The organism is Microcella alkaliphila, assembly GCF_002355395.1.
Taxonomy (GTDB): Bacteria; Actinomycetota; Actinomycetes; order Actinomycetales; family Microbacteriaceae; genus Microcella; species Microcella alkaliphila_A.
In genome coordinates this window covers 581,726-605,087 of the sequence record NZ_AP017315.1, presented here as the reverse complement: position 1 = coordinate 605,087, position 23,362 = coordinate 581,726, and the positions used below count along the sequence as shown (strand labels likewise).

The window sequence follows — 23,362 nt, the reverse complement described above, 5'->3', positions numbered from 1 at the left end:
GCCTACAGCCCCGGGTAGAGCGGGAACGCGCCGGTCAGCTCGGCCACCCGGCCGCGCAGGGCGGCCACATCGGGGTTCGGCATGAGCGCGTGCGCGATGACGTCGGCCACCTCGGCGAACTCGTCGTCGCCGAAGCCGCGCGTCGCGAGGGCGGGGGTTCCGATGCGCACGCCGCTTGTCACCATCGGCGGGCGCGGGTCGAACGGCACTGAGTTGCGGTTCACCGTGATGCCCACCTCATGCAGAATGTCTTCCGCCTCCTGGCCGTTCAGCGGCGAGGTGCGCAGGTCGACGAGCGCGAGGTGCACGTCGGTGCCGCCGGTCAAGACGTCGACGCCGGCGGCGCGCGCGTCGTCGGCCGTCAAACGCTCGGCAAGGATGCTCGCCCCGCGCAGAGTGCGCTCCTGGCGGTCGCGGAATTCGGGCTCTGCCGCGACCTTGAACGCGGTCGCCTTCGCGGCGATCACGTGCATGAGCGGCCCGCCCTGCTGGCCGGGGAACACGGCCGAGTTGAGCTTCTTGAACAGCGACTCGTCGTTGCTCAAGATGATGCCCGAGCGGGGACCGGCGAGGGTCTTGTGCACGGTCGAGCTGACGACGTGCGCGTGGGGCAGCGGGGAGGGGTGCAGCCCCGCTGCGACAAGCCCGGCGAAGTGCGCCATGTCGACCCAAAGCTTCGCGCCGACCTCGTCGGCGATCGCGCGGAAGGCGGCGAAGTCGAGCTGGCGCGGGTAGGCCGACCAGCCGGCAATGATGACGGCGGGCTTCACCTCGTGGGCCTTCGCCCGCACGGTGTCCATGTCGATGAGCATCGTCTCGGGGTCGACGCCGTACGACGTGGCGTTGTAGACCTTGCCCGAGAAGTTGAGCTTCATGCCGTGGGTCAGGTGACCGCCATGGGCGAGCTCGAGGCCGAGGATCGTGTCGCCCGGCTGCGCGAGCGCGTGCAGAACGGCGGCGCTGGCCGACGCGCCCGAGTGGGGCTGCACGTTGGCGTACTCGGCGCCGAAGAGAGCCTTCGCCCGCTCGATGGCGAGGTTCTCGGCGATGTCGACGAACTCGCAGCCGCCGTAGTACCGCTTGCCCGGGTACCCCTCGGCGTACTTGTTGGTCAGCACCGAGCCCTGGGCTTCGAGGATGGCGCGCGAGACGAAGTTCTCGCTCGCGATCATCTCGAGCGTGTGCCGCTGACGGCTGAGTTCCTGGTCGAGCACCGCCGCGATCTCGGGGTCGACGACGCTCAGCGGCTCGTTGAAGGACGTGGGAAGACGGTCAGACACGGGGGCTCCTTTTAGGCTCTCGGGTCGCGGCGCACCGCAACCTCACTGTGTGCTCGAGGCCCAGGCGTACGGCCCCTCACCGTGTCGGTCGCTCCCTGATGGTGACCCATCCAACGCCAGTCGCGACGCCGTTAGTCTATCGTCCCGCGCCGTCGCCGGAGGAGTCGCCCTCGCCGCCGTGGCGGTGATGGTCGGGCAGCGCGATCGACCCGGTGATGAGCGGCACGGTGCCCTCCCCCGCGATCTCGTCGTCGGTGTCGGGCGGGGTCTGCCCGCGCGCCTGCCGCCCGCGGCGCCGCGTGTCGGCGATGACGAGCAGCAGGAGTCCGGCGCCGATGATGGCCGCCTGCACGAGCGCCAACCCCGGAGTTGGAAGCACCGTGAACAGGGCGCCACCGATGGCCGCGCCGCCCCCGATGCCGATGTTGAACGCCGTCGTCAGGAGCGCGGCGCCGACGTCGCGCACGCGCGGCGACGCCGCGTGCAGCAGGCGCGTCTGCAACAGCGCCGGAATACCCCCGAAGGATGCTCCCCACACCACGAGCAGGACGACGACCGCGGCGGGCACACCGGCCAGCAACCCCAGGAGGGTGACGGCGACGATGACGACCGCGAGCATCCCGTACAGGGCGCCGCGCGGATACCGCGAGCCGAGCATCCCGGCGAGCACGAGGCCGATCGCACCGGCGCCGCCGTAGAGGAACAGGAGTCCGCCGACGGCGCCCTCGGCGAAGCCCACCGAGCCGATCAGGTACGGCGCGATGTACGTGTAGAAGACGTTCTGGCCCCCGACGACGACGAGCACGAGGAGGCAGATGAACAGCACGCTCGGGAAGGTCGCGTCGCGGCGGGCCGGAACCGCGATCTCGCCGGTGGCGAGGGTCGGAGCGTGGTTGACAGCGGGCAAGAACTTGACGACCAGCGCGAGCAGCACGATCACGATTCCCGCGATGACGAGGAACGAGGTGCGCCACCCCACGGCCGTGCCGAGCGCGGTTCCTGCAGGGACCCCCATGACGAACGCCGCCGTGCCACCACCGCTCGTGATCGCGACGGCGCGCGCGATCTGGTGCTTCGGCACGAGGTAGCCGGCGTAGGCACCCGCGACGGCCCAGAACAGCCCGTGCGCGAGCCCGCCGAGCACGCGGGCCGCCACGAGCAGGCCGTAGCTCGGGGCGAGGGCGGCGGCGACATTCGCGATCGCGAAGACGACCAGCACCACGAGAATGAGGTGCTTGCGCTGGAAGCGTCGGGTCGCCGCCGCCATGGGGGCTGTGGCGACGACCACCGTGCCCGCGAAGATCGTGACGAGCAGGCCCACCTGCGGTTCGGTGACCTCGAGGTCGGCAGCGATCTGCGGCAGAAGCCCCGTCGGCAGGAACTCGCTCGTCACCATCACGAATATGGCGGCGGCGAGCGTGAACAGGCCGACCCAGGGGAAGGGACGCGTCGCGGTATCGGACGGGGACGTGGTCATGGGCGAGAGAAACTTTCGCGGTCGGCACGAGCGGAGCCGACGGACCGGGGCGCGACAAGACGTCGGGCCGAGACAACCCTAACGCCCGCGCAAACTAGGCTGAAGCGCGTGAGCGACCCCCTCAACCACTGGATCGTGACCCTCGTCTGCCCCGACATGCCCGGCATCGTGCACGCCGTCACCGGAGCCATCGTCGAGGCCGAGGGCAACATCACCGAGCTGCAGCAGTTCTCGGGGCTCGAGACGGGCAACTTCTTCCTGCGCCTGCAGACCGAGACGCCCGCCGACCACGACCGGCTGCACCACGCCCTTGCCCCCGTCATCGAGCGGTACGGCATGGACTGCCGCATCGACCGCGTCGGTCGCCCCCTGCGCACCCTCGTGCTGGTGTCGAAGGCCGCCCACTGCCTCAACGACCTGCTGTTCCGGCAGCGCAGCGGCCAGCTGCCGGTCGAGATCCCCCTCGTGCTCGGCAACCACCCCGACCTCGGCGAACTCGCGTCGTTCTACGGGGTGCCGTTCGAAGCGCGCCCCGTCACCAACGGTGACGAGAAAGCGGCGATGGAGGCGCGCATCCTCGAAGCGGTCGACGAGCATGACATCGAGCTCGTCGTGCTCGCCCGCTACATGCAGATTCTCTCGCCCGAGCTGTGCGAGCGGCTCGCGGGCAAGGCGATCAACATCCACCACTCGTTCCTGCCCGGCTTCAAGGGCGCGAACCCCTACCGCCAAGCGCACCAGCGCGGGGTGAAGTTGATCGGCGCGACCGCCCACTTCGTCACGAGCGACCTCGACGAGGGCCCGATCATCGAGCAGAACGTCGTGCGTGTCGACCACACCCGCTCGGTCGCCGAACTCGTCGCCATCGGTCAGGACGAAGAGAGCCGCACCCTCAGCCAGGCGGTGCGCTGGTTCGCCGAAGACCGCGTGTTGCTCGACGGGCAACGCACGATCGTCTTCCAATAGTTCTGGGCAACCTCGCGCGGCAGCGCCGCCGCACCCACCCGAAGGGCACGCGATGACCACCACCCTCATCACCGACGTCGACCTCCTGGATGCTCGTGGCCGGCGCCCCGACTCATGGATCCTTCTCGACGGCGACCGCATCGCGGCCGTCGGAGAGGCGGGCACGGCCGCCCCCGCCGCCGACCACGTGCACGCCCTCGCCGGGCACACGCTCACCCCCGGCTTCATCGACCTGCACGGTCACGGCGGCGGGGGCGCCGCCTACGACAACGGCGAGGACGAGATTCGCGCGGCCCTCGCCGTGCACCGCGCGCACGGGACGACCCGATCGGTCATCTCGCTCGTCGCGAACCCGCTCGAACAGATCGAAGAGTCGTTGCGTCTCGTGGCCCGGCTCGTACAGGACGACCCGACCATCGTCGGCAGCCACCTGGAGGGCCCCTTCCTCGCGATCGGCCGGCGCGGCGCGCACGCGCCGGAATACCTGTCGGAGCCCGACCCCGTCGTGATCGCGCGCTTGCTGGATGCGGGCGGGTCGAGCATCCGCCAGGTGACGATCGCCCCCGAACTGCCGGGCGCGATTGCCGCCGTTCGCCAGTTCGTCGCGGCGGGCGTGGTGGTCGCCGTCGGGCACACGGAGGCCGACGAGAAGCTCACCCGTGAAGCGTTCGACGCCGGGGCGACGCTCGTCACGCACATCTTCAACGCGATGCCGGGCATCCACCACCGCGACCCGGGGCCCATCGTCGCCGGGTTCGACGACGACCGGGTCACCCTCGAACTGGTGCTCGACGGCGTGCACGTGCACCCGTCGGTTGCCCAGATGACTTTCCGCGCGGCGCCGCACCGGGTCGCGCTCGTCACCGACGCGATGGCGGCGGCCGGCGGCGACGACGGCTACTACCGGCTCGGCTCTCTCAACGTGACCGTGCAAAACGGGGTGGCAATGCTCAACGGCACCCAGACGATCGCGGGGTCGACCCTCACCCAAGATTCGGCGCTCAAGTGCGCCGTCACGTCCGCGGGCATCGACGAGTCGCGCGCGGTCGAAGCACTCACCCTCACCCCCGCCTGTGTGCTGGGGCGCGACGACGAGTGGGGCTTGCTCGAGCCCGGCTACGCTGCCGACGTCGTGGCGCTCGACGCCGAGTGGGCCGCCCGGCGCGTGTGGGCGGCGGGCAGTCTGGTCGAAGACGACGCATGAGCGCGGGTGGCGAGCGCGACACCGATTGGCGGCTCGTTCGGATCGCACGCTTCCCGCACACCGACGCCCGTATCGGCCCCATGGTCTGCGCCCCGTCGCGGCCAGGATTGCGTGCCACGTTCACCGACTGGCGCGTGACGGCGCCCGACGCAGCCCTGCACGGCTGAGCGTCTCGCCCCCGAAGGGGGGCCATCCGTCGAAAGATGCGCGCCGAACCTCCCTCGAGAGAAAGGACGCGCGCATGCTCGCACCCCGCGCTCGTCGGCAGTCCGAGCGTCGAACGAGTCGACGGCTCCGTTGCGAACGGGGGCATCGGGTCACTCGCGAGCTACACGGCGGGGCTGTACGCCGGCAACGGCACATATACGTCGCCGAATGGGCGCGAGAACATCGTCGTCTTCGTGACACTCGCCGACGGGGGCGTCATCGCCGACGTCACCGTGACGCCCGACGCCAACAACCCGACCGCGGCGTTCTACCAGGGGGAGTTCGCCGAGGGCATCGCGGCCGAGGTTGTCGGCCGTCACGTCGACGAGCTGGACGTCACGCGGGTTGCCGGCTCGTCACTCACGAGCGGCGGCTTCCGGGAGGCACTCGAGCAGATCCGCTCGGAGGCTCGCCGGTAGAACCCAGCACTGACACAGGTTCTGCACAGGTGTGAAAAGCAATCCCCGACGGACACCACAGCGAATCCCCATCGAGGTCAGCAATGCTGGAAGCCCGCCGACCGCCGCCTGTACGCCAAGACTCCGGAGCGCCGATGACCCGCCTCACCCGCCCCGCCGCACTGCCGCTGTACACCGCAGCCGCCTCGCTCACCCTCATGGGTGCACTGACCGGCTGCGCAAGCGACGTACCCGCGGCGCCCGCAGAGCTCGCGCCCGACTCGGGGTCGCCCGGGGCGCAACCGAATGAGCCCGGCGCCGACGACGGCGCCGCACCGATCACGGGCGACTTCGCCGACGGCACCTACACCGCCACCGGCTCGTACATCTCGCCGAACGGCACCGAGACGATCGACGTCGAGGTCACGCTCACCGACAACGTGATCTCCGCCGTAACGGTGGGAACGAACCCGACGAACCCGACGACGTCGCGCTTCCAAACGATGTTCTCGGGCGGCATCGAGGCTGAGGTCGTCGGCCAGCGCGTCGACGAGGTCGAGGTCACGCGCGTGGCCGGGTCATCGCTCACCGGTAACGGCTTCACCGATGCGCTCGAGCAGATCAAGGCGGATGCCCTCAGCAACTGATCCGGTCGTCTGGGAGTTCGAGGCGATCGGTGCCCCCTGGCGCCTCGACGTGCATCCCGGTCATGAGGGAGCCGGTGGAACGCACGCGGACCGCGTCGCCGTCGACGACCGCATCGCGCAGTTCGACCGCGACTGGTCGCGATTTCGTGACGACTCGCGAATCGCGGCGATCGCGCGCACTCCCGGCCACCACGCCCTCGCGGCAGACGCGGGGCCCCTCATGCGCCACCTACGCGAGCTGTACGAGGTGACGAACGGTCGGGTGAATCCCCTCGTCGGCCGCAGCCTCGAACAACTGGGCTATGACGCCGCCTACCGCCTCACGCCGGCGGGCGACCCGATCGCGGCGCCCGCCTGGGATGACGCGATCGCACTCACCGAGAACAGCGGCGATGGGGCCTGTGCACTCCACACTGCCTCCCCCGTCGTGCTCGACGTGGGGGCAGCCGGCAAGGGGTACCTCGTCGACCTCGTCGCGGAGCTCCTCCTCGAACGGGGGGCGGCCGGAGCGGTCGTTGACGGCAGCGGTGATCTACGCGCGGTGGGCGAGGCGAGCATCCGTGTCGGGCTCGAAAACCCCGCGAATCCGGAACTGGTCGTCGGGGTCGTCGAACTCGCCGGCGGACGTGCCCTCGCCGCGTCAGCGCCAAATCGGCGCGCGTGGGGGCCGGGCCTTCACCACCTCGTCGACGCGATGACGGGCCGGCCCCTCGCACTCGACGTCATCGCGACGTGGGCCGTCGCCGACTCGGCGCTCGTCGCCGATGGGGCGGCCACCGCGCTGTTCCTCGGCGAGCCCACCGCAATCGCTGAGCGGCTCGGCGTCGAATACGTACGGATGCACGCTGACGGCCGCCTCGAGGCGAGCCCCGGCTGGGAAGGAGAGCTGTTCCGATGAGAGCGACGATCGACCGCGTCACCGCTCAGGTCAGCATGTACCGGCTGACGACGATCGCGCTTTCCGCCGTGCTCGCCATCGGACTGCTGCTGGGCTCCCTCGGCGTCATCGGAGTCAACCCCTACGGACTGCTCGCGACGCTCGCCGTCGTGGTCGTGGCCACGCTCGGCGCGAACGAGGCGGCGGCGCGGCTCGCGCGCGTCGTTCCGCATCGCGAGTCGAGCGTCATCACCGCCCTCATCATTGCGTGTCTGGTGCCGCCCACCGTCGCCACCCTCGACCTCATCGGGGCGGCGGTCGCGGGCATCGTCGCGGCTCTGTCGAAGTACCTGATCGTCTGGCGTGGCCGGCACATTCTGAACCCGGCGGCAACCGGGGTGCTCGTCGCGGGACTGCTGCAGCTGACCGTCGGCATCTGGTGGATCGCGACGCCGGCGATGCTGCCCGTCGTTGCCCTCGGCGCGTTGCTGCTGCTCGACCGCACCCGCCGCCTCGATATCGGCGTAATTCTCGTCGTCGTGACGGTCGCCATCATCGGCACGCGTATCGCGGGCACCGGCCCGAGCGCGCTCGACGCGTACGGCTCGGTGCTCTTGCTGTTCCCCGTGGTTTTCCTTGCCGGCTACATGCTCAGTGAGCCGCTCACCCTGCCGCCTCGGCGCTGGCAGCAGTGGTTGGTGGCCGTGGTGACCGCGCTGCTGTTCTCGATCCCGTTCCAGTTCGGGCCGCTCTACACCTCGCCCGAGCTCGCGCTCGTCGCCGCCAACATCGTGGGTTTCGCCGTATCCCGCCGCGGCGGGTTCTCGCTACGGCTCACGGGGTCGCGCGCGCTGTCAGACAGCGCGACCGAGTTCACGTTCGCCCCGTCTCGCCCCGTGCCCTTCGAGCCGGGTCAGTACCTCGAATTGCACCTGCCTCACCGCGCCGACCGGCGCGGCACCCGGCGCGTCTTTTCGATCGCATCGGCTCCCGAGCACGACCAGATCTCGCTCGGGATGCGGACGCCCACCGACGGCTCGTCGTTCAAACGCGTCCTCCGCGAACTCGACGAGGGCGCGACCGTGCAGGCCACGCAGATCTCGGGCGACTTCCTCCTGCCGCGCGACCCGGCAACCCCGGTGGTGATGATCGCCGGGGGCATCGGCGTGACCCCCTTCGCCAGCCAACTCGGCTCGGCGGCCGCGCGCGGGGAAAGCCGCGACGTGCACGTCGTCTACGTTCCGTCGCGCCCCGGCGAGGTGCTGTACCGCGACGTGCTCGAAAGCGCGGGGGCGACCGTCACCGTCCTCGACGACACCCCCGTGACGGCGGATGCTTTGCTCACCGCCGTGCCCGATCTCGCCTCCCGGCGCGCGTATGTCTCGGGAGCGCCGTCACTCGTCGCCGACGCCGCGACGGCGCTCCGGCGCGCGGGGGCGCGACGGGTGCGCACGGACTACTTCGCCGGGTACTGACGCATACCGGGAGCGTTGGATTCCCGGGGAATGAGCCCCGTGAATCCGCGATTTCGCCGTGCGCGAATTTCTAGCACTCTCGGCTGTCGAGTGCTAAATTATCGGTAGTTGAGTCACTCCGACTCAACTTCACCACTACCCGCCACACCGGCGGGCGACGTGACCGAAAGGAGCCACATCATGACCATGTTCTTCGACCCGTTCCGTGAGCTCGACCGCGTCGCCGGCACGCTGCTCGACCGCCGCGAAAGCCCCCGGCTCATGCCGATGGACGTCTACCGCGACGGCGACCACTACGTGCTGACCGCCGACCTGCCGGGCGTCGACCCGGGCAGCGTCGACGTTGACGTCGACGGCCAGCTGCTCACCATCCGCGCCGAGCGCACCCCGCGTTCGCAGGAGGGCGTGCAGTGGCTGACCCGCGAGCGTCCGGCCGGCGCCTACCTGCGCCAGCTGACCCTCGGTAAGGACATCGACACCGAGAGCATCAGCGCCCACTACGAGAACGGTGTGCTCAGTGTGATGATCCCCGTGCTCGAGAAGGCGAAGCCGCGCAAGATCGCGGTCGAGACCACCGGCACGCGGGCAGAAGTCACCGCGTAAGCTGCGGCACACGCCGCGACGGACGGGCCGGTACCCCACGGGTGCCGGCCCGTACTGCACGCAGGGCCGCGAGAATCGCGACCAGGTCGACGACCTCTTGCAGGAGCGCTCCGACAACAGCCGGCAGCAGGCCGACCGACGCGACGAGCATCAGGCCGACCGAGATGATGATGCCGAGCCAGATGCTTTGCAGGGCGATGCGCACCGTCTGGTGTCCGATGGTGACCGCCTCGACAACGCGGGAGACGTCGTCGACCAGCACGACAGCATCCGCGCTTTCGCCGGCCGCGGTGGCGCCGCGCGCGCCCATCGCGATACCGACATCGGCCACCGCGAGCACGGGAGCGTCGTTCACGCCGTCGCCGACCATCACCACGGGACGCGGCTCGGCCTCGCGCACGATGCGCACCTTGTCGGCCGGCAGGCACTCGGCGTGCACCTCGTCGATGCCGAGCGACGCGGCGATCGGGCGCGCCGTCGCCTCCACATCTCCGGTCACCATCAGCACACGGGTGACGCCGAGCGGGCCGAGCGCGGCAACGGTCTCGGCCGACTCGTCACGCACTTGGTCGCGCAGGATGATCGTGCCGGCGAAGCGCCCATCGACCGCCGCGTAGACGGCTGCCTCGCCGCTCGGCAGCTCGGGGCGGATGATCGGGGCCGCGTTCCCAACGATCGCCTCCGCCACGAACGCCGGCTTGCCGACGACGAGCGCACGCCCGTCGAGGGTCGCGGCAACACCGTGGGTCGCGACCTCGCGGGCGTCGGTCGAATCACTGAGCGCGAGACCGCGACGCTCGGCCGCCTGCTGCAGAGCGGCGGCCAGCACGTGCGATGAGTAGCGTTCGGCGCTTCCGACGAGCCGCAGCAGCTCATCGGGGCGGAGGTTCGCTGTGCCGTCACCGGCGGCCGGGCGCACGTCGACCACCTCCGGGTGACCCCTCGTGAGGGTGCCCGTCTTGTCGAAGGCGACCGTGCGCACCCTCGACAGCTTCTCGAGGGTGCCCGCGTTCTTCACCACGACCCCGTTGCGGGCGGCGCTCGACATGCCGCCCATGAACGCGACGGGAGCGGCGATGAGCAGCGGGCACGGGGTCGCGACAACGAGCACCTCGGCGAATCGGACGGGGTCGCCGCTGACCGCCCAGGCGATGCCGGCAATGGCAAGACTCAGCAGGGTGAACGGCACCGCGTAGCGATCGGCGAGGCGCACGAGCGGGGCCTTCGACTCCGATGCCTCCCGCACGAGTTCGACGATGCGCTGATACTGGCTGTCGGCGGCGAGCGCCGATGCGATGATCTCCACCGCGGCCGGGCCGTTCACCGAACCGCTCGCGACCTCGTCGCCGCTCTCCTTGTCGACGGGCAGGCTCTCACCCGTGAGCGATGACTCGTCGAAGGATCCCTCGCGGGAGGCGAGGCGTGCATCCACCGGAACGATCTCCGCCGGGCGCACGAGTAGCCGATCGCCGACCGCGACCGCGTCGACGGGAACGTCGTCGATCGCGCCGTCGGGGCCGATTCGGTGCGCGCGCTGCGGAACCCGGTCAAGCAGGGCGCTCAGCTCGCGGCGGGCTCGGTTCTCGGCGTAGTCCTCGAGCGCCTCACCGCCGGCGAGCATGAACACGATGATCAGGCTCGCCCAGTACTCGCCGACGAGCAGCGTCGCCGTGATCGCCATGACGGCGAGCAGGTCGAGCCCGAACTGTCGACTGAGCAGGCTGCGCACCATCGACACGCCCTCTTTCAGGGCGACGGCGGCGGCGAACACCGATACCAGGATGCGCGCGGCCGGTTCCAGCTCGATCGCCAACAGCGCGAGACCCACCGCCCCGACGGCCAACGCCGCAGCCACCAGCGGGTAGCGGCGGAGGGAAGCGGCAACGCGCGTCATGGGTCAGGTCTACTCGGTGCGCGCAGCGATCACCAGCAAGGGCAGGCTTGCCTGAGGCGCGTCAGGCGAGGCGCGCGAGAGCGTCGCGGCCGCCGGCGAGGTAGGCGCGCCAGCCTGCGTCGCGCTCGGCGAGGTGGTCCCACTGGGCGCCCCACGCCGCAGGCTCGGGCGGCGCAATATCGGCGCGTGCGGCGCGCAGGGCATCGCCGAGTGCAGCGACCGCGCCCTCGTGATACTTCGCCGCGGGCAGTCGCTCGCGCGACAGCGTGCACAGACTGTCGCCCGCGGCGGTGGTGGTGAGCGCGGTTAACGCCGCGGCGCGCGCCTCCGCAATCGTCAGTTCGCGCAGGTGCAGCGCTCGTCGGCCGAGAACGGGGCGAGCGCCTCGTCGACGTGCTGGCCGCAGCCGGTCCAGGTGACCTTGCCGCAGCTTGAGCAACGGATGGGTGAGCACATGGGCGGTCCTTTCGATCAGTGTGGCGTGGTCGACGCCTCGTCGATCAATATACCCCCAGGGGTATTATCACGCAAGCTACCGCTAACGCACGGATGCCCGTGGTTCGCACCACGGGCATCCAGCGTTCGCGACGAAACGCGACGCGATCGGCGCTTACGCGCCGAGTCGCGCTTGCAGGTTCTCGTCGAGGGCTGCGAGGAAGTCTTCGGTGGTCAGCCACTCCTGGTCGGGGCTGACGAGCAGCGCCAGGTCCTTCGTCATCTTGCCGCTCTCGACCGTCTTGATGACGACGTCTTCGAGCGTCTCGGCGAACTCGATGAGCGCGGCGTTGTCGTCGAGCTTGCCGCGGTGCATGAGACCGCGGGTCCACGCGAAGATCGAGGCGATCGGGTTCGTCGAGGTGGGCTTGCCCTGCTGGTGCTGGCGGTAGTGGCGCGTCACCGTGCCGTGGGCCGCCTCGGCCTCGACGATCTTGCCGTCGGGGGTCGTGAGCACGCTGGTCATGAGGCCGAGAGAGCCGAAGCCCTGCGCGACCGTGTCGGACTGCACGTCGCCGTCGTAGTTCTTGCAGGCCCAGACGTAGCCGCCCTCCCACTTCATGGCGCTGGCGACCATGTCGTCGATGAGGCGGTGCTCGTAGGTGATGCCGGCGGCCTCGAACTTGTCTTTGAACTCGGTCTCGTAGATCTCCTGGAAGAGGTCCTTGAAGCGGCCGTCGTAGGCCTTCAGGATCGTGTTCTTCGTCGAGAGGTAGACCGGGTAACCGCGCGAGAGACCGTAATTCAGCGAGGCGCGGGCGAAGTCGATGATCGACGCGTCGAGGTTGTACTGCACCTGGGCGATGCCGTCGCCGGGCGACTGGTAGACCTCGAACTTCTGCGGCTCACCGCCGTCCTTCGGGGTGAATTCGACGGTGAGCGTGCCCTCGCCCTTGAAGAGGAAGTCGGTGGCGCGGTACTGGTCGCCGAACCCGTGGCGACCGATGATGATCGGCTTGTTCCAGCCCGGCACCAGGCGCGGGATGTTCGAGATGATGATCGGCTCGCGGAAGATGACGCCACCGAGGATGTTGCGGATCGTGCCGTTGGGGCTGCGCCACATCTTCTTCAGGCCGAACTCTTCGACGCGTGCCTCGTCGGGCGTGATCGTCGCGCACTTGACGCCGACACCGTGCTTCTGGATGGCGTGGGCGGCGTCGATCGTGACCTGGTCGTCGGTCTCGTCGCGGTGCTGAATGCCGAGGTCGTAGTACTCGAGCGTGACGTCGAGGTAGGGGTGAATCAGGCGGTCCTTGATGAACTGCCAAATGATGCGGGTCATCTCATCGCCGTCGAGTTCGACGACGGTGCCTTCGACCTTGATCTTCTCCATGCGGGGCCTTTCGGTTGGGTCTGTCGCACGTCGGTGGGGCGCCCGCGGCAAAGGATGCGCGGCAGGCGCGGCCGCAGGGCGGCCAAGGGCGCGGATGCGCGCCGCAGGTCAGCCTACCGCCTCGGCCGAATTGTCTCGACATCGAGATAACTCTTCGCGCGGCATTCACGCCCGTCCTCTACCCTGGGGGCCATGGGTGACTTGCGCGTAGAAGAGTTGTCGGCGAAAACCATCGTGGCCGCGAACGGCCTCACTCTGCGCCCGGGCCAGGAACAGTACGTCACGCCCGTCTCGTACTCGGCGAACGATGCCTATCTGAACCCCACCACGACGTGGGCGCGGGTCGTGCTCGACGGCGAGGAAGTCGTCGGCTTCGTGCGCGGTAACTTCGACCCCGACAACCCGCGCGAAGAGTTCCGCTCGTGCGTGTGGCGCATCAACGTCGACGCCGGAGCGCAGGGCCGCGGCGTCGGCCGCTTCGCCGTCCGGCAGCTCGCGGAGGAGGCCCGCTCGCGTGGCTTCGAGACGCTGCACGTCATCTGGGAGACCGGCGACGACGGCCCGGGAGAGTTCTTCCGCCGCATCGGCTTCGTCGAGGTCGGCGAGACCGAGTACGGCGAGGTCATCGGAAAGCTGGCCATCTGAGCGACGAACTCGACTTCGCGGGCGCCGTACTCACCGTCGTCGAACTAATCCCACCGGGGCGCGTCATGACCTATGGCGACGTGGCGGCGACCCTCGGCTCGCGCGGCGCGCGCGCCGTCGGTCGGGTCATGGCCGAGTCGGGCGGCACGGTCGCGTGGTGGCGCGTGATCCGCTCCGATGGCAGGCCCCCGGCCGGACACGAAACGGATGCAGTGGCCCACTACCGCGCGGAAGGCACTCCCCTGCGCGCCGACGTCGCGCACTCCGGCGCCGACCTGATGAGCGTGCGTGTGGATCTCGCTCGCGCCCGGTGGGAGCCTGACCTAGACTGACGGAATGCAAGCGCTTGCAAGACGCGCCGGCCGCACCATCGCCGCCGGCATCGCCGCCGCCATAGGGACCGTCGGCCTCCTCGCCGGATGCACGCCCGCCACGACCGCGCCCGAGCCCGCCGGCAGCCGCGATGCGGGCATCCTCCTGTTCCAGTGGACGTGGAACGCCATCGCCGACGAGTGTGAATTCCTGGGCGACGCCGGCATCGACTGGGTGCTGACCAGCCCGCCGCAGGAACATGTCGTCCGCGACGAATGGTGGGTGCACTACCAGCCCGTCAGCTACCAGATCGAGTCACGCCTCGGCACCCGCGACGAGTTCGCCGCCATGGTCTCCACCTGCGCCGAGCACGACGTCGACATCGTCGCCGACGCGGTCGTCAACCACATGACCGGCCTCGGCACGCCCGGCGTCGGGTGGGCCGGCAGCGAGTTCGAGCACTTCCGTTACCCCGGCATCTGGGAGCCCGACGACTTCCACCAGTGCACCGAGTCGCCCACCGGCGAGATCATCGATTACCGCGACGCCGACGAGGTGCGCAACTGCCGGCTCGTGAACCTCGCCGACCTCGCCACCGGCACCGAACGTGTGCGCGAGGGGCTCCGCAGCTACCTCGACGACCTGCTGAGTCTCGGCGTGAGCGGGTTCCGCATCGACGCGGCCAAGCACATGCCGCCCGAGGACATCGCCGCCATCATTCGCGACCTGCCCGAGGGGGTGCGCGTCTATCAGGAGGTGATCCGGGCATCCAGCGAACCGATTCAGCCCGAGGAGTACCTCGACAACGGGCCGTCGTGGGAGTTCCTCTACGCGCGCACGCTGAAGAGCATGGTCGACTCGGGGTCGCTGAACCCGCGGGTCGTGTTCGGGCCCGACGGCGGCTCGGTGCCGAGCGAGCTCGCCATCTCGTTCGTCGACAACCACGACACGGAGCGCAACGGCGAAACCCTGTCGTACAAAGACGGCGACGCCTACCTGCTGGGGCTCGCATTCATGCTCGCCCACCCGTACGGAACGCCCCAGCTCTCGAGCGGCTACGCCTTCGAGGGGCGGGATGCTGCTCCGCCGCTTCAGGCGGACGGTCGCGTCGCCGACGCCTCGTGCGCAGACGCGGCCGACGCGCCGCAGCCGCGGTACGAGCCCGGCGAGTGGGTGTGCCCGCAGCGCTGGACCGGGGTGACGGGGATGCTCGCGTTCCGCTCCGCCGTCGGCGATGCGCCGCTCACCGATGACGTGCGCTTCGACGGCGAGTTGCGCGCCCTCTCGGGATTCGGCCGCGGCGAGTACGGGTACATCGCGTTCAACGGCGGGCCGCTCGACCTCGAGGGCCAGTTCGAGACCTCGCTGAGGGCGGGCACCTACACCGACGTGCTGTCGGGTGAGGCGGTCGAGGTCGACGAGTCGGGCGTGTTCACGGCGGTGGTGCCGGGCCGCGGCTTCGTCGCCCTGCACGTCGGCGCCGTCGAGCGGTAGCGGCCGACCTACACGAGCGACTCGCGCCAGGCGGCGTGCAGCTGCGCGAACTTGCCCGCCCCGGCGATGAGCTCGGCGGGGCTGCCGTCTTCGATCATGCGGCCATGCTCCATGACGAGTACCCGGTCGGCGATCGCCACGGTCGACAGTCGGTGAGCGATGATCACCGCCGTGCGGTCGGCGAGCAGAGTCTGCAGCGCCTCCTGCACGAGCCGTTCGCTCGGGATGTCGAGCGAGGCCGTCGCCTCGTCCAGGATGAGCACCGTCGGGTCGGCGAGGAACGCGCGCGCAAACGAGATCAGCTGCCGCTGCCCCGCCGACACGCGCCCGCCGCGCTTGTTCACGTCGGTGTCGTAGCCGTTCGGCAGCGAGGTGATGAACTCGTGCGCTCCGACGGCGCGCGCTGCCGCCTCGACCTCCTCGTGCGTGGCGTCGGGCTTGCCGAGGGCGATGTTGTCAGCCACGGTTCCCGAAAAGAGGTAGGCCTCCTGCGTCACCATGACGATCGCGCGCCGCAGGTCTTTCGGGTGGAGCTTCCGCAGGTCGACGCCGTCGAGCGTGACGCGTCCATCGGTGGGGTCGTAGAAGCGCGCGATGAGCTTCGCGAGCGTCGACTTACCCGCACCGGTCGTGCCGACGAGCGCGATCGTCTGACCCGCCGGGATCTCGAGATCGAAGTCGGGCAGCACGACGGTCTCGTCGGTGTACTGGAACCGCACGCTCTCGAACCGCACCTGCCCCTTCGCCTGCCACAGGTCGATGGGGGTCGTGGGGTCGGGCACCGACGGCGCCTCTTCGAGCACGCCCGAGATCTTCTCCAGAGCTGCGGCGGCCGACTGATACGAGTTGTAGAACATCGCCATCTCCTCGGCGGGGCCGAAGAAGTTGCGCACGTACAGCAGCACGGCAATGAGCACGCCGATCTGCAGCGACCCGTCGACAACCCGGAAAGCACCCCACAGCAGGGCCGCGGCGACCGCGACGTTGCCGATCAGCACGAGACCCGGGTCGAAGATGCCGAAGAGTCGGATCACGCGCGCGTTGGCGTCGCGGTAGCTCTCGACGTGGTCGCCGAACTCGCGCGCGTTGCGCGGCTCCTTTCGGAACGCCTTCACCGCACGGATGCCCGTCATCGTCTCAACGAAATGCACGATCAGGCGGGCGGATGCGACGCGCGTCAGGCGGAACATCTTCTGCGAGCGCACCTGGAACCAGCGCGTCAGCATGAGCAGTGGGATGAGCGCGGCGGCCAGCACGAGCCCGCTCGGGGCGTCGAGCAGGATCAGCGCGCCCGCCGTGAACCCCATATAGAGCAGGCCCGACACGAGCTGGTTGATGCCCGAGTCGAGCAGCTCGCGAATGGAGTCGAGGTCGCTCGTCTGGCGCGAGATGATGCGGCCCGAGGTGTACGACTCGTGGAACTCGAGGCTCAGATTCTGGGTGTGCAGGAAGACGCGCTTGCGCAGGTCGAGCAAAATCGCCTGACTGATGCGCGCGCTCATCACCTGGTACCAGGCGATTGTTGCGGCGCCGACGAGGGCGGCGAAAACGAAGCCGACGACGATGAGGGCGATGGGCATCCAATCGCCGTTGTTGGCGACGGCCGGCAAGCCCCGGTCGATGCCGAGCGCGATCAGCGCCGGGCCCGCAACTTGCAGCGCCGTCGAGAACACGACGACGACCATCGCGAACACGATGCGGCCGCGCACGGGGCGCAGCAGCGAGCCGAGCAGGCGCAGTGAGCGTTGGCGAATCTGGCGCGACTCGTCTTTCGTGTAGTTGTCGCGTTCTTCGCCGGCGACACCGAGAACGCTCATCGCTTCACCTCCCCGTCTCGTTCGAATCCGTCTTTGTCGATGACGCGGCTCTCGCGCACCGTGGCCTCCTGCACGCGGGATGTCTCCTCCGCGAGGCGCAGCTCGCGCTCGTCGCGCTCGGCCTGCGCCAGCTCTTCGTCTTCGAGAGAGGAGATGACGTAGCGGTAGTGCTCGTTGCGGGCGAGCAGCTCGCTGTGCGTGCCGACGTCGGTGATGCGCCCCTCCTCGAGCAGCGCGACGCGGTCGGCCATCTGCACGGTCGACGGGCGGTGGGCGACGATGAGGCCGGTGGTGGTCGCGAGCACGCGACGCAGGGCCGCCTCGACGAGCGCCTCGGTGTCGACGTCGAGTGCGCTCAGCGGGTCGTCGAGCACGAGCACGTCGGGCTTGGCAGCAACGGCGCGCGCGAGGGCGAGGCGTTGGCGCTGGCCACCCGACAGGCTCATGCCCTCCTCCCCCACGACCGTGTCGGCTCCGTCGGGCAGGTCGTAGACGAAGCCGGCCTGCGCGATGTCGAGGGCTTCGGCGAGCACGCGGTCGGCCTCGGCAACGACCGCGGGGTCGTCACTCGCGAACTCGGGGCGGCCGAGCAGCACGTTGTCGCGCACGCTGGAGGAGAAGAGCGTCGCGTCTTCGAACGCCATCGCGATGCGGCGACGCAGCTCCTCGCGCGTGAGCTCGCGAATGTCGACGCCGTCGAGCAGGATGCGCCCGCCCGTCACGTCGTACAGTCGCGTCGTCAGAGCGGTCAGCGTGGTCTTGCCGCTGCCCGTGATGCCGACGAGCGCCATCGTCTCACCCGGCTCCAGCTCGAGCTGGATGCCGTCGAGCTGGTCACGCTGGGTCGCGGGCGCATCTTGGTAACGGAATCGCGCATCCTCGAAGACGAGGCGGCCGACCGGCCGCTCGACGGTCGCCGGATGCTCGGGGTCGGTGATCGTGTTCACCTCGTCCATGACGTCGAAGAAGCGGTCGACGGCGCTGCGGGTGTCGAACGTCATGGCGAGCAGGAAGCCGATCGACTCGATCGGGAAGCGCAGCACCGTTGCGGTGGCAAAGTAGGCGAGCAGCTGGCCCACCGTGAGCTGATCGGCGGCCGCGAGCGCGACGCCGCCAAGCAGCGACAGGGCGAATGCCGCGTCGGGAATGAGCACGAGCCAGAACCAGATGCCCGCGATCGCTTTTGCCTTGCGGATCTCGAGAGTGCGCAGCATTTCGGCCTGATCGGCGAACTTGAGCAGCGAATGCTTGCCTCGGCCGAACGCCTTGAGCACGCGGATGCCGTGCACGCTCTCTTCGACGGCGGTCGCCAGGTCGCCCTGCTGGTCTTGAACGCGACGGGCGATGACCGAGTACTTCTTCTCGAACACATAGCCGTATACCCAGATCGGAATGGACGTGACGAAGAAGAGCAGGCCGAGCCAGACGCTCCAGTTCAGCAGCACGACGATGCCGATGAGGATGGTGATGATGTTGACGATCAGGAGGACGAGGCCGAATGAGATCCAGCGGCGGATGAGGTTCAGGTCACTGACGGCACGCGACAGCAGCTGGCCCGACTGCCACCGGTCGTGGAAGGCGACGGGCAGGTCTTGCAGCTTCGCGTAGAGGCCGTTGCGCATGCGCGCCTCGATGTGCGTGCCGGGGGTCAGCACGAGCCAGCGGCGCAGCATGATCATCGCGGCTTCGACGACGCCGAGCACGAGAACGAGGGCGACGGCTGGCCAGATGCCGACCGGGTTGCCGTCGGCGAGTGGTCCGTCGACGAGGCCCTGCAACACGATGGGGATGAGCAGGCTGACGACGCCGGCCGCGAGGGCCGCGATCATGCCCCCGATGATCCACGGCACCGCCGGCTTCGCGTACGGGTAGATCCGCGCGATGGCGCGGAACGTGCTCAGTTCGCTCTTGCGGGGCGCGGCGGCGGATGTTTCAGCGGTCGACACGACGGTGTTCCTCGTGGTTCGGCGCGGCGCGCTCGTGGCGCATTGCGGTGGTGGATTTCGTGCCGCCGACGCGCCTCCGGGGGTGCCGGGGCGCGGGCAGCCTTGCAGACTATCGCCTCAACTTCGCGGGCGCCAGCCACAATTCCCGGCGCGCCGAAACAGGCTGAGAACCGGTGACCGGGATGCGCGGGATCAGTGGAAGAAGTGGCGCTCGCCCGTGAGGTACATCGTCACGCCGGCCGCCTGGGCCACGTCGATGACCTCCTCGTCGCGCACTGACCCTCCGGGCTGCACGACGGCGCGCACGCCCGCGTCGATCAGCACCTGCAGGCCGTCGGCGAAGGGGAAGAACGCGTCGGAGGCGGCGACCGAGCCGCGGGCCCGCTCCCCCGCGCGCGTCACGGCGAGGTGGCACGAGTCGACGCGGTTGACCTGACCCATGCCGACGCCGACTGAGGCGCCGCCCGCGGCGAGCAGGATCGCGTTCGACTTCACGGCGCGGCAGGCCCGCCAGGCGAAGGCCAGGTCGGCGAGCGTCGCCTCGTCGGCCGCCTCGCCCGAGACGAGCTGCCAGGAGGCGGCGTCGGCGAAGTGACGGTCGGGGCGCTGGGCGAGGAAGCCGCCGGACAGTTGGCGCAGCTCGAGCGCCTCGGGCGCGAAGCTCGCGGGCAACTGCAGCAGCCGCAGGTTCTTCTTCGCCTGCAGCACCTCGAGGGCGCCGGGCTCGAAGCCGGGCGCGACGACGACCTCGGTGAAGATCGGCGCGATCGACTCGGCGGCCGCGCGGGTGACGATACGGTTCGCGGCGATCACGCCGCCAAACGCCGACACGGGGTCGCAGGCGTGGGCGGCCGCGTGCGCGGCGGCGATCGTCTCGCCGACGGCGATGCCGCACGGGTTCGCGTGCTTGATGATCGCCACTGCTGGCTCATCGTGGTCGAACGCGGCGCGCAGGGCGGCGTCGGCGTCGACGTAGTTGTTGTACGACATTTCTTTGCCGCCGAGCTGCGTCGCCTGGGCGATGCCGGCGCTGCCGACGACCGGGTACAACGCCGCCGCCTGGTGGCTGTTCTCGCCGTACCGCAGGTCGGCGGCCTTGTCCACGGCGATGCGGATGCTCGCGGGCAGCCCCGCAGTCCCGCTCGCGCCGTCCGCGTCCTGCTCCGCGACCCGCTCCGCCAGGTAGCTCGCGACCGCCGCGTCGTACGCGGCGGTGTGCGCGAAGGCCTTCGCGGCGAGGCGTGTGCGGAAGGCGAGGTCCGTGCCGCCGGTGCGCACAGCATCCAGAACCGGGGCGTAGTCGGCCGGGTCGACGACGATCGCGACGTTCGGGTGGTTCTTCGCCGACGCGCGCACCATGGCGGGGCCGCCGATGTCGATCTGCTCGACGACCGCGAGCGGCTCGGCCCCCGAGGCGACGGTCTCGACGAACGGGTAGAGGTTGACGACGACCAGCTCGAAGGGCGCGAAGCCGAGCTCGGCGAGCTGCCGCTCGTGCCGCTCGAGGCGCAGGTCGGCGAGCAGCCCGGCGTGCACGGCGGGGTGCAGGGTCTTCACGCGGCCGTCGAGCGACTCGGGAAACCCGGTGACCTTGGACACTTCCGTGACCGGGTGGCCCGCGGCGGCGATCGTGGCGGCGGTCGACCCGGTCGAGACGAGCTCGACGCCCTGCTCGACGAGGTCGGCGGCCAGCTCGACCAGCCCGGTCTTGTCGCTCACCGAGATGAGGGCGCGGCGCACGGCCACGGCGTCGCGGGGGCGGTAGTCGGCAGCGTTGGGAGTGGGGGCGGCCACGGGGCTCCTTCTTAGGCGGATGAACGAGGGCTGGTGAGGTCGATGGTGCCGTCGGCGACGCCGCGCACGACATCGGCGAGCAGGCGCCGCTCGACGGGCTTGATGCGGTCGTGCAGGGTCGCCTCGTCGTCGCCGGGCAGCACGGGCACCCGTTCTTGAGCGAGGATGGCGCCCGTGTCGACACCCGTGTCGACGACGATCACGCTCGCGCCCGTCTCGGTGACGCCGGCGGCGAGCGCGTCGCGCACGCCGTGCGCTCCGGGAAACTCGGGGAGGTACGCGGGGTGCGTGTTGATCAGCCGCGGGGCGAAGGCAGCGACGGCCCGCGGCGGCAGCAGGCGCATGAGCCCGGACAGCACGACGAGGTCGGGCTCGTGCGCGGCGACGGCGGCAACGAGGGCATCGCCCCAGCTCTCGCGATCGGGATGCTCGGAGAACGGAACGACGAACGCCGGAATTCCGCGCCGTCGAGCGTGTTCGAGCCCGCCCGCCTCGCGGTCGGCGCCGACGGCGACAATCTCAGCCGGGAAGTCGGGAGCGTCGCATTCGTCAAGCAGCGCGGCGAGGTTCGACCCGCCGCCCGAGATCAGAACGACGACCCGCAGCACGCCCTTAACGCTAGCGGCTGGCGGTGAGCCTCTCGGCCACCACAGCTATAGCCGTGCGGCATAGTCTCGGGCTTCCTCAATCGTGAGGCCCGGGCCAACCCAGTGTAGGTAGTAGCAGTTTTCGATGATCACGTGGATCTGTATCTCGCCAGGATCGCCTACTGGCATAACGAGTCGGGGAGCTCCATCCACTCGGACGACTGCCGATTCGGGCCAGTTGTCGACGTCATCATTGCCTTCCCCTGCCGCAGTGCGGGCATCGGCGCCGACAGCTTGAACAACCCGATCCAGGCCCTCACCCCACTGGACCCGATCGCCGCTGTCCGCTTCGTCCCCCTCAACGGGGCGTGGATCGCCCACGGGCGCGCCACTCGGAAGTTCCGCGGGGGCGACGATGGCGCACTCCTCCCGTGCCGCCGAGTCTGGTGATTCCCTTCCTGGAGAATCGCCTGCGCCAGGGGGTGTTTCGCTAGATGTGTTGGGCGAGCAACCGGCAAACAGGGGGACAGCAAAACAGCAGAACACCACGATTGCCCAACACCGAAACACGAAGGACATCATTGGGCTCCGATCACTAGAGTGATACTCCCTCAATTCAGAGGTTAGAGCATCCTCAGATCTGAAGCAATTGTCGCTAGCGGCTGGCGGTGAGCCTCTCGGCCACCACCTGCTTCGCTCCCCCGGCGAGCAGGCCGAGCGGGATCGTGATGGCGGCGATGACGAGCATCCAGAGGCCGACCTCCACGGGGTCGGGGCCAACGACGGCGAGACGGCCGGGGCCGGCGGCCCCCGACGCGAGAAAGGCGAGCGCGGCCATGACGGCGCCCGCCACGACGCCGGCGAGCACTCCCGCGAGCGCCGCCCACCCCTCGGGGCGGCGGTCGGGGCCGAGCACATCGAGCAGGCGCTCGCGCAGCATGACGCCCGCGACGAACGACGCAATCACGGGAACGAGCAGCACGAGGAAGCCGGGGGCGAAGTCGGGTGCGGGCAGCGCGCCGAGCACCGGGATCGCGGGCACGGGCCCGAGGCTCACCCCGAGTGGGCTGACCGACGAGCCGACGCCCAGCGCGAAGCCGGGGCCGGCGAGGTAGCTGGTCGTCCAGATCACGATGCTCGGCAGCAGGGCGAGCTGGGCGAGGGTGAGGGCGATGCCGCCGAGCACGCCCGACTGCACACCCTGGTAGAGGGCGATCACGTCGGTGAAGCCGACGAACAGCGTGATCGTCGTCACGAGGGCGCCCGCGGCGACCACGGTCGCGACGCTCGCGACACCGGCACGCACGACAACCTCGGCGACGCCCCGAACGCTGGCCGGGATGCGCGCCCACTCCTTGCGCAACCGCACGCGCGCCGGGTTGGTCGCCCCGATCGAGCCGATGGCGAGCCCCAGCCCGTAGACGAGGCCGGGGAACAGCGTCGCCTGCACCGGGTCGGGGGTGGCCCCCGGGTTCGCGACGAGCCACTGGATGAGGGCCGAGAGCCCCACCACCCCGGTCACCGCCACCACTTCGCCGATGATCCGGTGGGGGTGCTCGCGCAGGCGTCGTCCGAGCCGCACGCCCAAGAGGGCGGTGATCAGCAGAAATCCGGTAAGCGCGAGGGTGATGGTGAACGGGTCGCCGGCGCCGTCGATCTGCAGCTGCGCGACCGTTTCTGCATCGAGCCGAATGGTGACGGCGACGCCGTGGCCGAGCATCCAGATGATGGCGCCGGCCTTCCAGAGGTCGATGAGGTCGACCTGGAACTCGAACTGCACGGCCCACATCACGGTGAGCACGGTGAGCGGCACGCCCGCGCCGGCGGCGACGACGAGCAGCGCCTCGAGGGCGGAGAAGAAGGCGGTCGCGCGGCGGGTCATGTCGCCCGCGAGCCTACGGGCGCGCGAGC

The 23,362-nt window shown here is 69.8% G+C and carries 22 protein-coding genes and 1 riboswitch; of the genes, 12 read left to right on the top strand and 10 right to left on the bottom strand.

Annotation, left to right across the window (positions count from 1 at the left end; translation table 11 throughout):
• Window positions 1–2: 2 nt before the first annotated feature.
• Both glyA and CPY97_RS02900 read right to left on the bottom strand, forming a co-directional pair.
• Window positions 3–1,280, bottom strand: coding sequence for a serine hydroxymethyltransferase (gene glyA / locus CPY97_RS02905; protein WP_096420692.1), 1,278 nt, complete (start codon window positions 1,278–1,280; stop codon window positions 3–5).
• A gap of 51 nt (window positions 1,281–1,331) precedes the next feature.
• A riboswitch (ZMP/ZTP riboswitch) is annotated at window positions 1,332–1,414 on the bottom strand.
• A 2-nt stretch (window positions 1,415–1,416) separates the two neighbouring features.
• Window positions 1,417–2,757, bottom strand: a complete 1,341-nt coding sequence (locus CPY97_RS02900; protein ID WP_096420690.1) for an MFS transporter — start codon at window positions 2,755–2,757, stop codon at window positions 1,417–1,419.
• A gap of 156 nt (window positions 2,758–2,913) precedes the next feature.
• Here CPY97_RS02900 and purU point away from each other — a divergent pair, with 156 nt between their 5' ends.
• The 8 genes from purU (at window position 2,914) to CPY97_RS02865 (ending at window position 9,134) form a co-directional block, all read left to right on the top strand.
• Window positions 2,914–3,723, top strand: coding sequence for a formyltetrahydrofolate deformylase (gene purU, locus CPY97_RS02895; protein ID WP_231924118.1), 810 nt, complete (start codon window positions 2,914–2,916; stop codon window positions 3,721–3,723).
• A 52-nt stretch (window positions 3,724–3,775) separates the two neighbouring features.
• Window positions 3,776–4,927 carry an N-acetylglucosamine-6-phosphate deacetylase gene (gene nagA, locus CPY97_RS02890; RefSeq protein WP_096420686.1) on the top strand — a complete coding sequence of 384 codons (1,152 nt, stop codon included), beginning with the start codon at window positions 3,776–3,778 and terminating at the stop codon, window positions 4,925–4,927.
• Complete coding sequence (locus CPY97_RS13225) at window positions 4,924–5,094, top strand: DUF1349 domain-containing protein (protein ID WP_150129167.1); 171 nt, start codon at window positions 4,924–4,926, stop codon at window positions 5,092–5,094. The genes nagA and CPY97_RS13225 overlap by 4 nt, the downstream gene beginning before the upstream one ends.
• Before the next feature lie 36 nt (window positions 5,095–5,130).
• Window positions 5,131–5,553 (top strand): FMN-binding protein, encoded by a 423-nt coding sequence (locus CPY97_RS02885; protein WP_096420684.1) that lies wholly within the window; start codon window positions 5,131–5,133, stop codon window positions 5,551–5,553.
• Between the two features lie 134 nt (window positions 5,554–5,687).
• On the top strand, window positions 5,688–6,179 hold the full coding sequence (locus CPY97_RS02880) for a hypothetical protein (protein ID WP_096420682.1): 492 nt from the start codon (window positions 5,688–5,690) through the stop codon (window positions 6,177–6,179).
• Window positions 6,163–7,077, top strand: a complete 915-nt coding sequence (locus tag CPY97_RS02875; protein ID WP_096420680.1) for an FAD:protein FMN transferase — start codon at window positions 6,163–6,165, stop codon at window positions 7,075–7,077. The genes CPY97_RS02880 and CPY97_RS02875 overlap by 17 nt, the downstream gene beginning before the upstream one ends.
• The gene (locus tag CPY97_RS02870) at window positions 7,074–8,531 is read left to right on the top strand and encodes an FAD-dependent oxidoreductase (protein WP_096420678.1); all 1,458 of its coding nucleotides are present in this window, start codon (window positions 7,074–7,076) and stop codon (window positions 8,529–8,531) included. Before CPY97_RS02875 ends, CPY97_RS02870 begins: the two co-directional genes overlap by 4 nt.
• 180 nt (window positions 8,532–8,711) lie before the next feature.
• Complete coding sequence (locus tag CPY97_RS02865) at window positions 8,712–9,134, top strand: Hsp20/alpha crystallin family protein (protein ID WP_096420676.1); 423 nt, start codon at window positions 8,712–8,714, stop codon at window positions 9,132–9,134.
• Here the strand turns inward: CPY97_RS02865 and CPY97_RS02860 are convergent.
• The 3 genes from CPY97_RS02860 to CPY97_RS02855 form a co-directional block, all read right to left on the bottom strand.
• The gene (locus tag CPY97_RS02860; RefSeq protein ID WP_096420674.1) at window positions 9,124–11,028 is read right to left on the bottom strand and encodes a heavy metal translocating P-type ATPase; all 1,905 of its coding nucleotides are present in this window, start codon (window positions 11,026–11,028) and stop codon (window positions 9,124–9,126) included. The genes CPY97_RS02865 and CPY97_RS02860 overlap by 11 nt on opposite strands.
• A gap of 61 nt (window positions 11,029–11,089) precedes the next feature.
• Entirely contained in the window at window positions 11,090–11,482 is a 393-nt protein-coding gene (locus CPY97_RS13365) for a hypothetical protein (protein WP_161494045.1), read from the bottom strand.
• 156 nt (window positions 11,483–11,638) lie between these two features.
• A complete protein-coding gene (locus tag CPY97_RS02855) occupies window positions 11,639–12,856 on the bottom strand; it encodes an NADP-dependent isocitrate dehydrogenase (protein WP_096420672.1) in 1,218 nt (405 codons plus the stop codon).
• A 192-nt stretch (window positions 12,857–13,048) separates the two neighbouring features.
• On the opposite strand from CPY97_RS02855, the gene CPY97_RS02850 reads away from it, so the two are divergent.
• Genes CPY97_RS02850 through CPY97_RS02840 form a run of 3 tightly spaced genes read left to right on the top strand, consistent with a single transcriptional unit; the run spans window position 13,049 to window position 15,307 of the window.
• Window positions 13,049–13,501, top strand: a complete 453-nt coding sequence (locus CPY97_RS02850) for a GNAT family N-acetyltransferase (RefSeq protein ID WP_096420670.1) — start codon at window positions 13,049–13,051, stop codon at window positions 13,499–13,501.
• Window positions 13,396–13,833 carry an MGMT family protein gene (locus CPY97_RS02845; RefSeq protein WP_419866128.1) on the top strand — a complete coding sequence of 146 codons (438 nt, stop codon included), beginning with the start codon at window positions 13,396–13,398 and terminating at the stop codon, window positions 13,831–13,833. The genes CPY97_RS02850 and CPY97_RS02845 overlap by 106 nt, the downstream gene beginning before the upstream one ends.
• A gap of 4 nt (window positions 13,834–13,837) precedes the next feature.
• Window positions 13,838–15,307, top strand: a complete 1,470-nt coding sequence (locus CPY97_RS02840) for an alpha-amylase (RefSeq protein WP_096420668.1) — start codon at window positions 13,838–13,840, stop codon at window positions 15,305–15,307.
• Between the two features lie 8 nt (window positions 15,308–15,315).
• On the opposite strand, the gene CPY97_RS02835 is transcribed toward CPY97_RS02840, so the two are convergent.
• The 4 genes from CPY97_RS02835 to purN form a co-directional block, all read right to left on the bottom strand.
• On the bottom strand, window positions 15,316–17,124 hold the full coding sequence (locus tag CPY97_RS02835) for an ABC transporter ATP-binding protein (RefSeq protein WP_096420666.1): 1,809 nt from the start codon (window positions 17,122–17,124) through the stop codon (window positions 15,316–15,318).
• A complete protein-coding gene (locus CPY97_RS02830; RefSeq protein WP_419866113.1) occupies window positions 17,121–19,070 on the bottom strand; it encodes an ABC transporter ATP-binding protein in 1,950 nt (649 codons plus the stop codon). Before CPY97_RS02830 ends, CPY97_RS02835 begins: the two co-directional genes overlap by 4 nt.
• A gap of 192 nt (window positions 19,071–19,262) precedes the next feature.
• Entirely contained in the window at window positions 19,263–20,864 is a 1,602-nt protein-coding gene (purH, locus tag CPY97_RS02825; protein ID WP_096420664.1) for a bifunctional phosphoribosylaminoimidazolecarboxamide formyltransferase/IMP cyclohydrolase, read from the bottom strand.
• An 11-nt stretch (window positions 20,865–20,875) separates the two neighbouring features.
• A complete protein-coding gene (purN, locus tag CPY97_RS02820; protein ID WP_096420662.1) occupies window positions 20,876–21,472 on the bottom strand; it encodes a phosphoribosylglycinamide formyltransferase in 597 nt (198 codons plus the stop codon).
• Window positions 21,473–21,604: 132 nt separating this feature from the next.
• On the opposite strand from purN, the gene CPY97_RS02815 reads away from it, so the two are divergent.
• The gene (locus CPY97_RS02815) at window positions 21,605–21,901 is read left to right on the top strand and encodes a hypothetical protein (RefSeq protein ID WP_096420660.1); all 297 of its coding nucleotides are present in this window, start codon (window positions 21,605–21,607) and stop codon (window positions 21,899–21,901) included.
• A 205-nt stretch (window positions 21,902–22,106) separates the two neighbouring features.
• Here CPY97_RS02815 and CPY97_RS02810 read toward each other — a convergent pair whose 3' ends face one another.
• Entirely contained in the window at window positions 22,107–23,333 is a 1,227-nt protein-coding gene (locus tag CPY97_RS02810; protein WP_096420658.1) for a DUF6350 family protein, read from the bottom strand.
• Window positions 23,334–23,362: the final 29 nt, after the last annotated feature.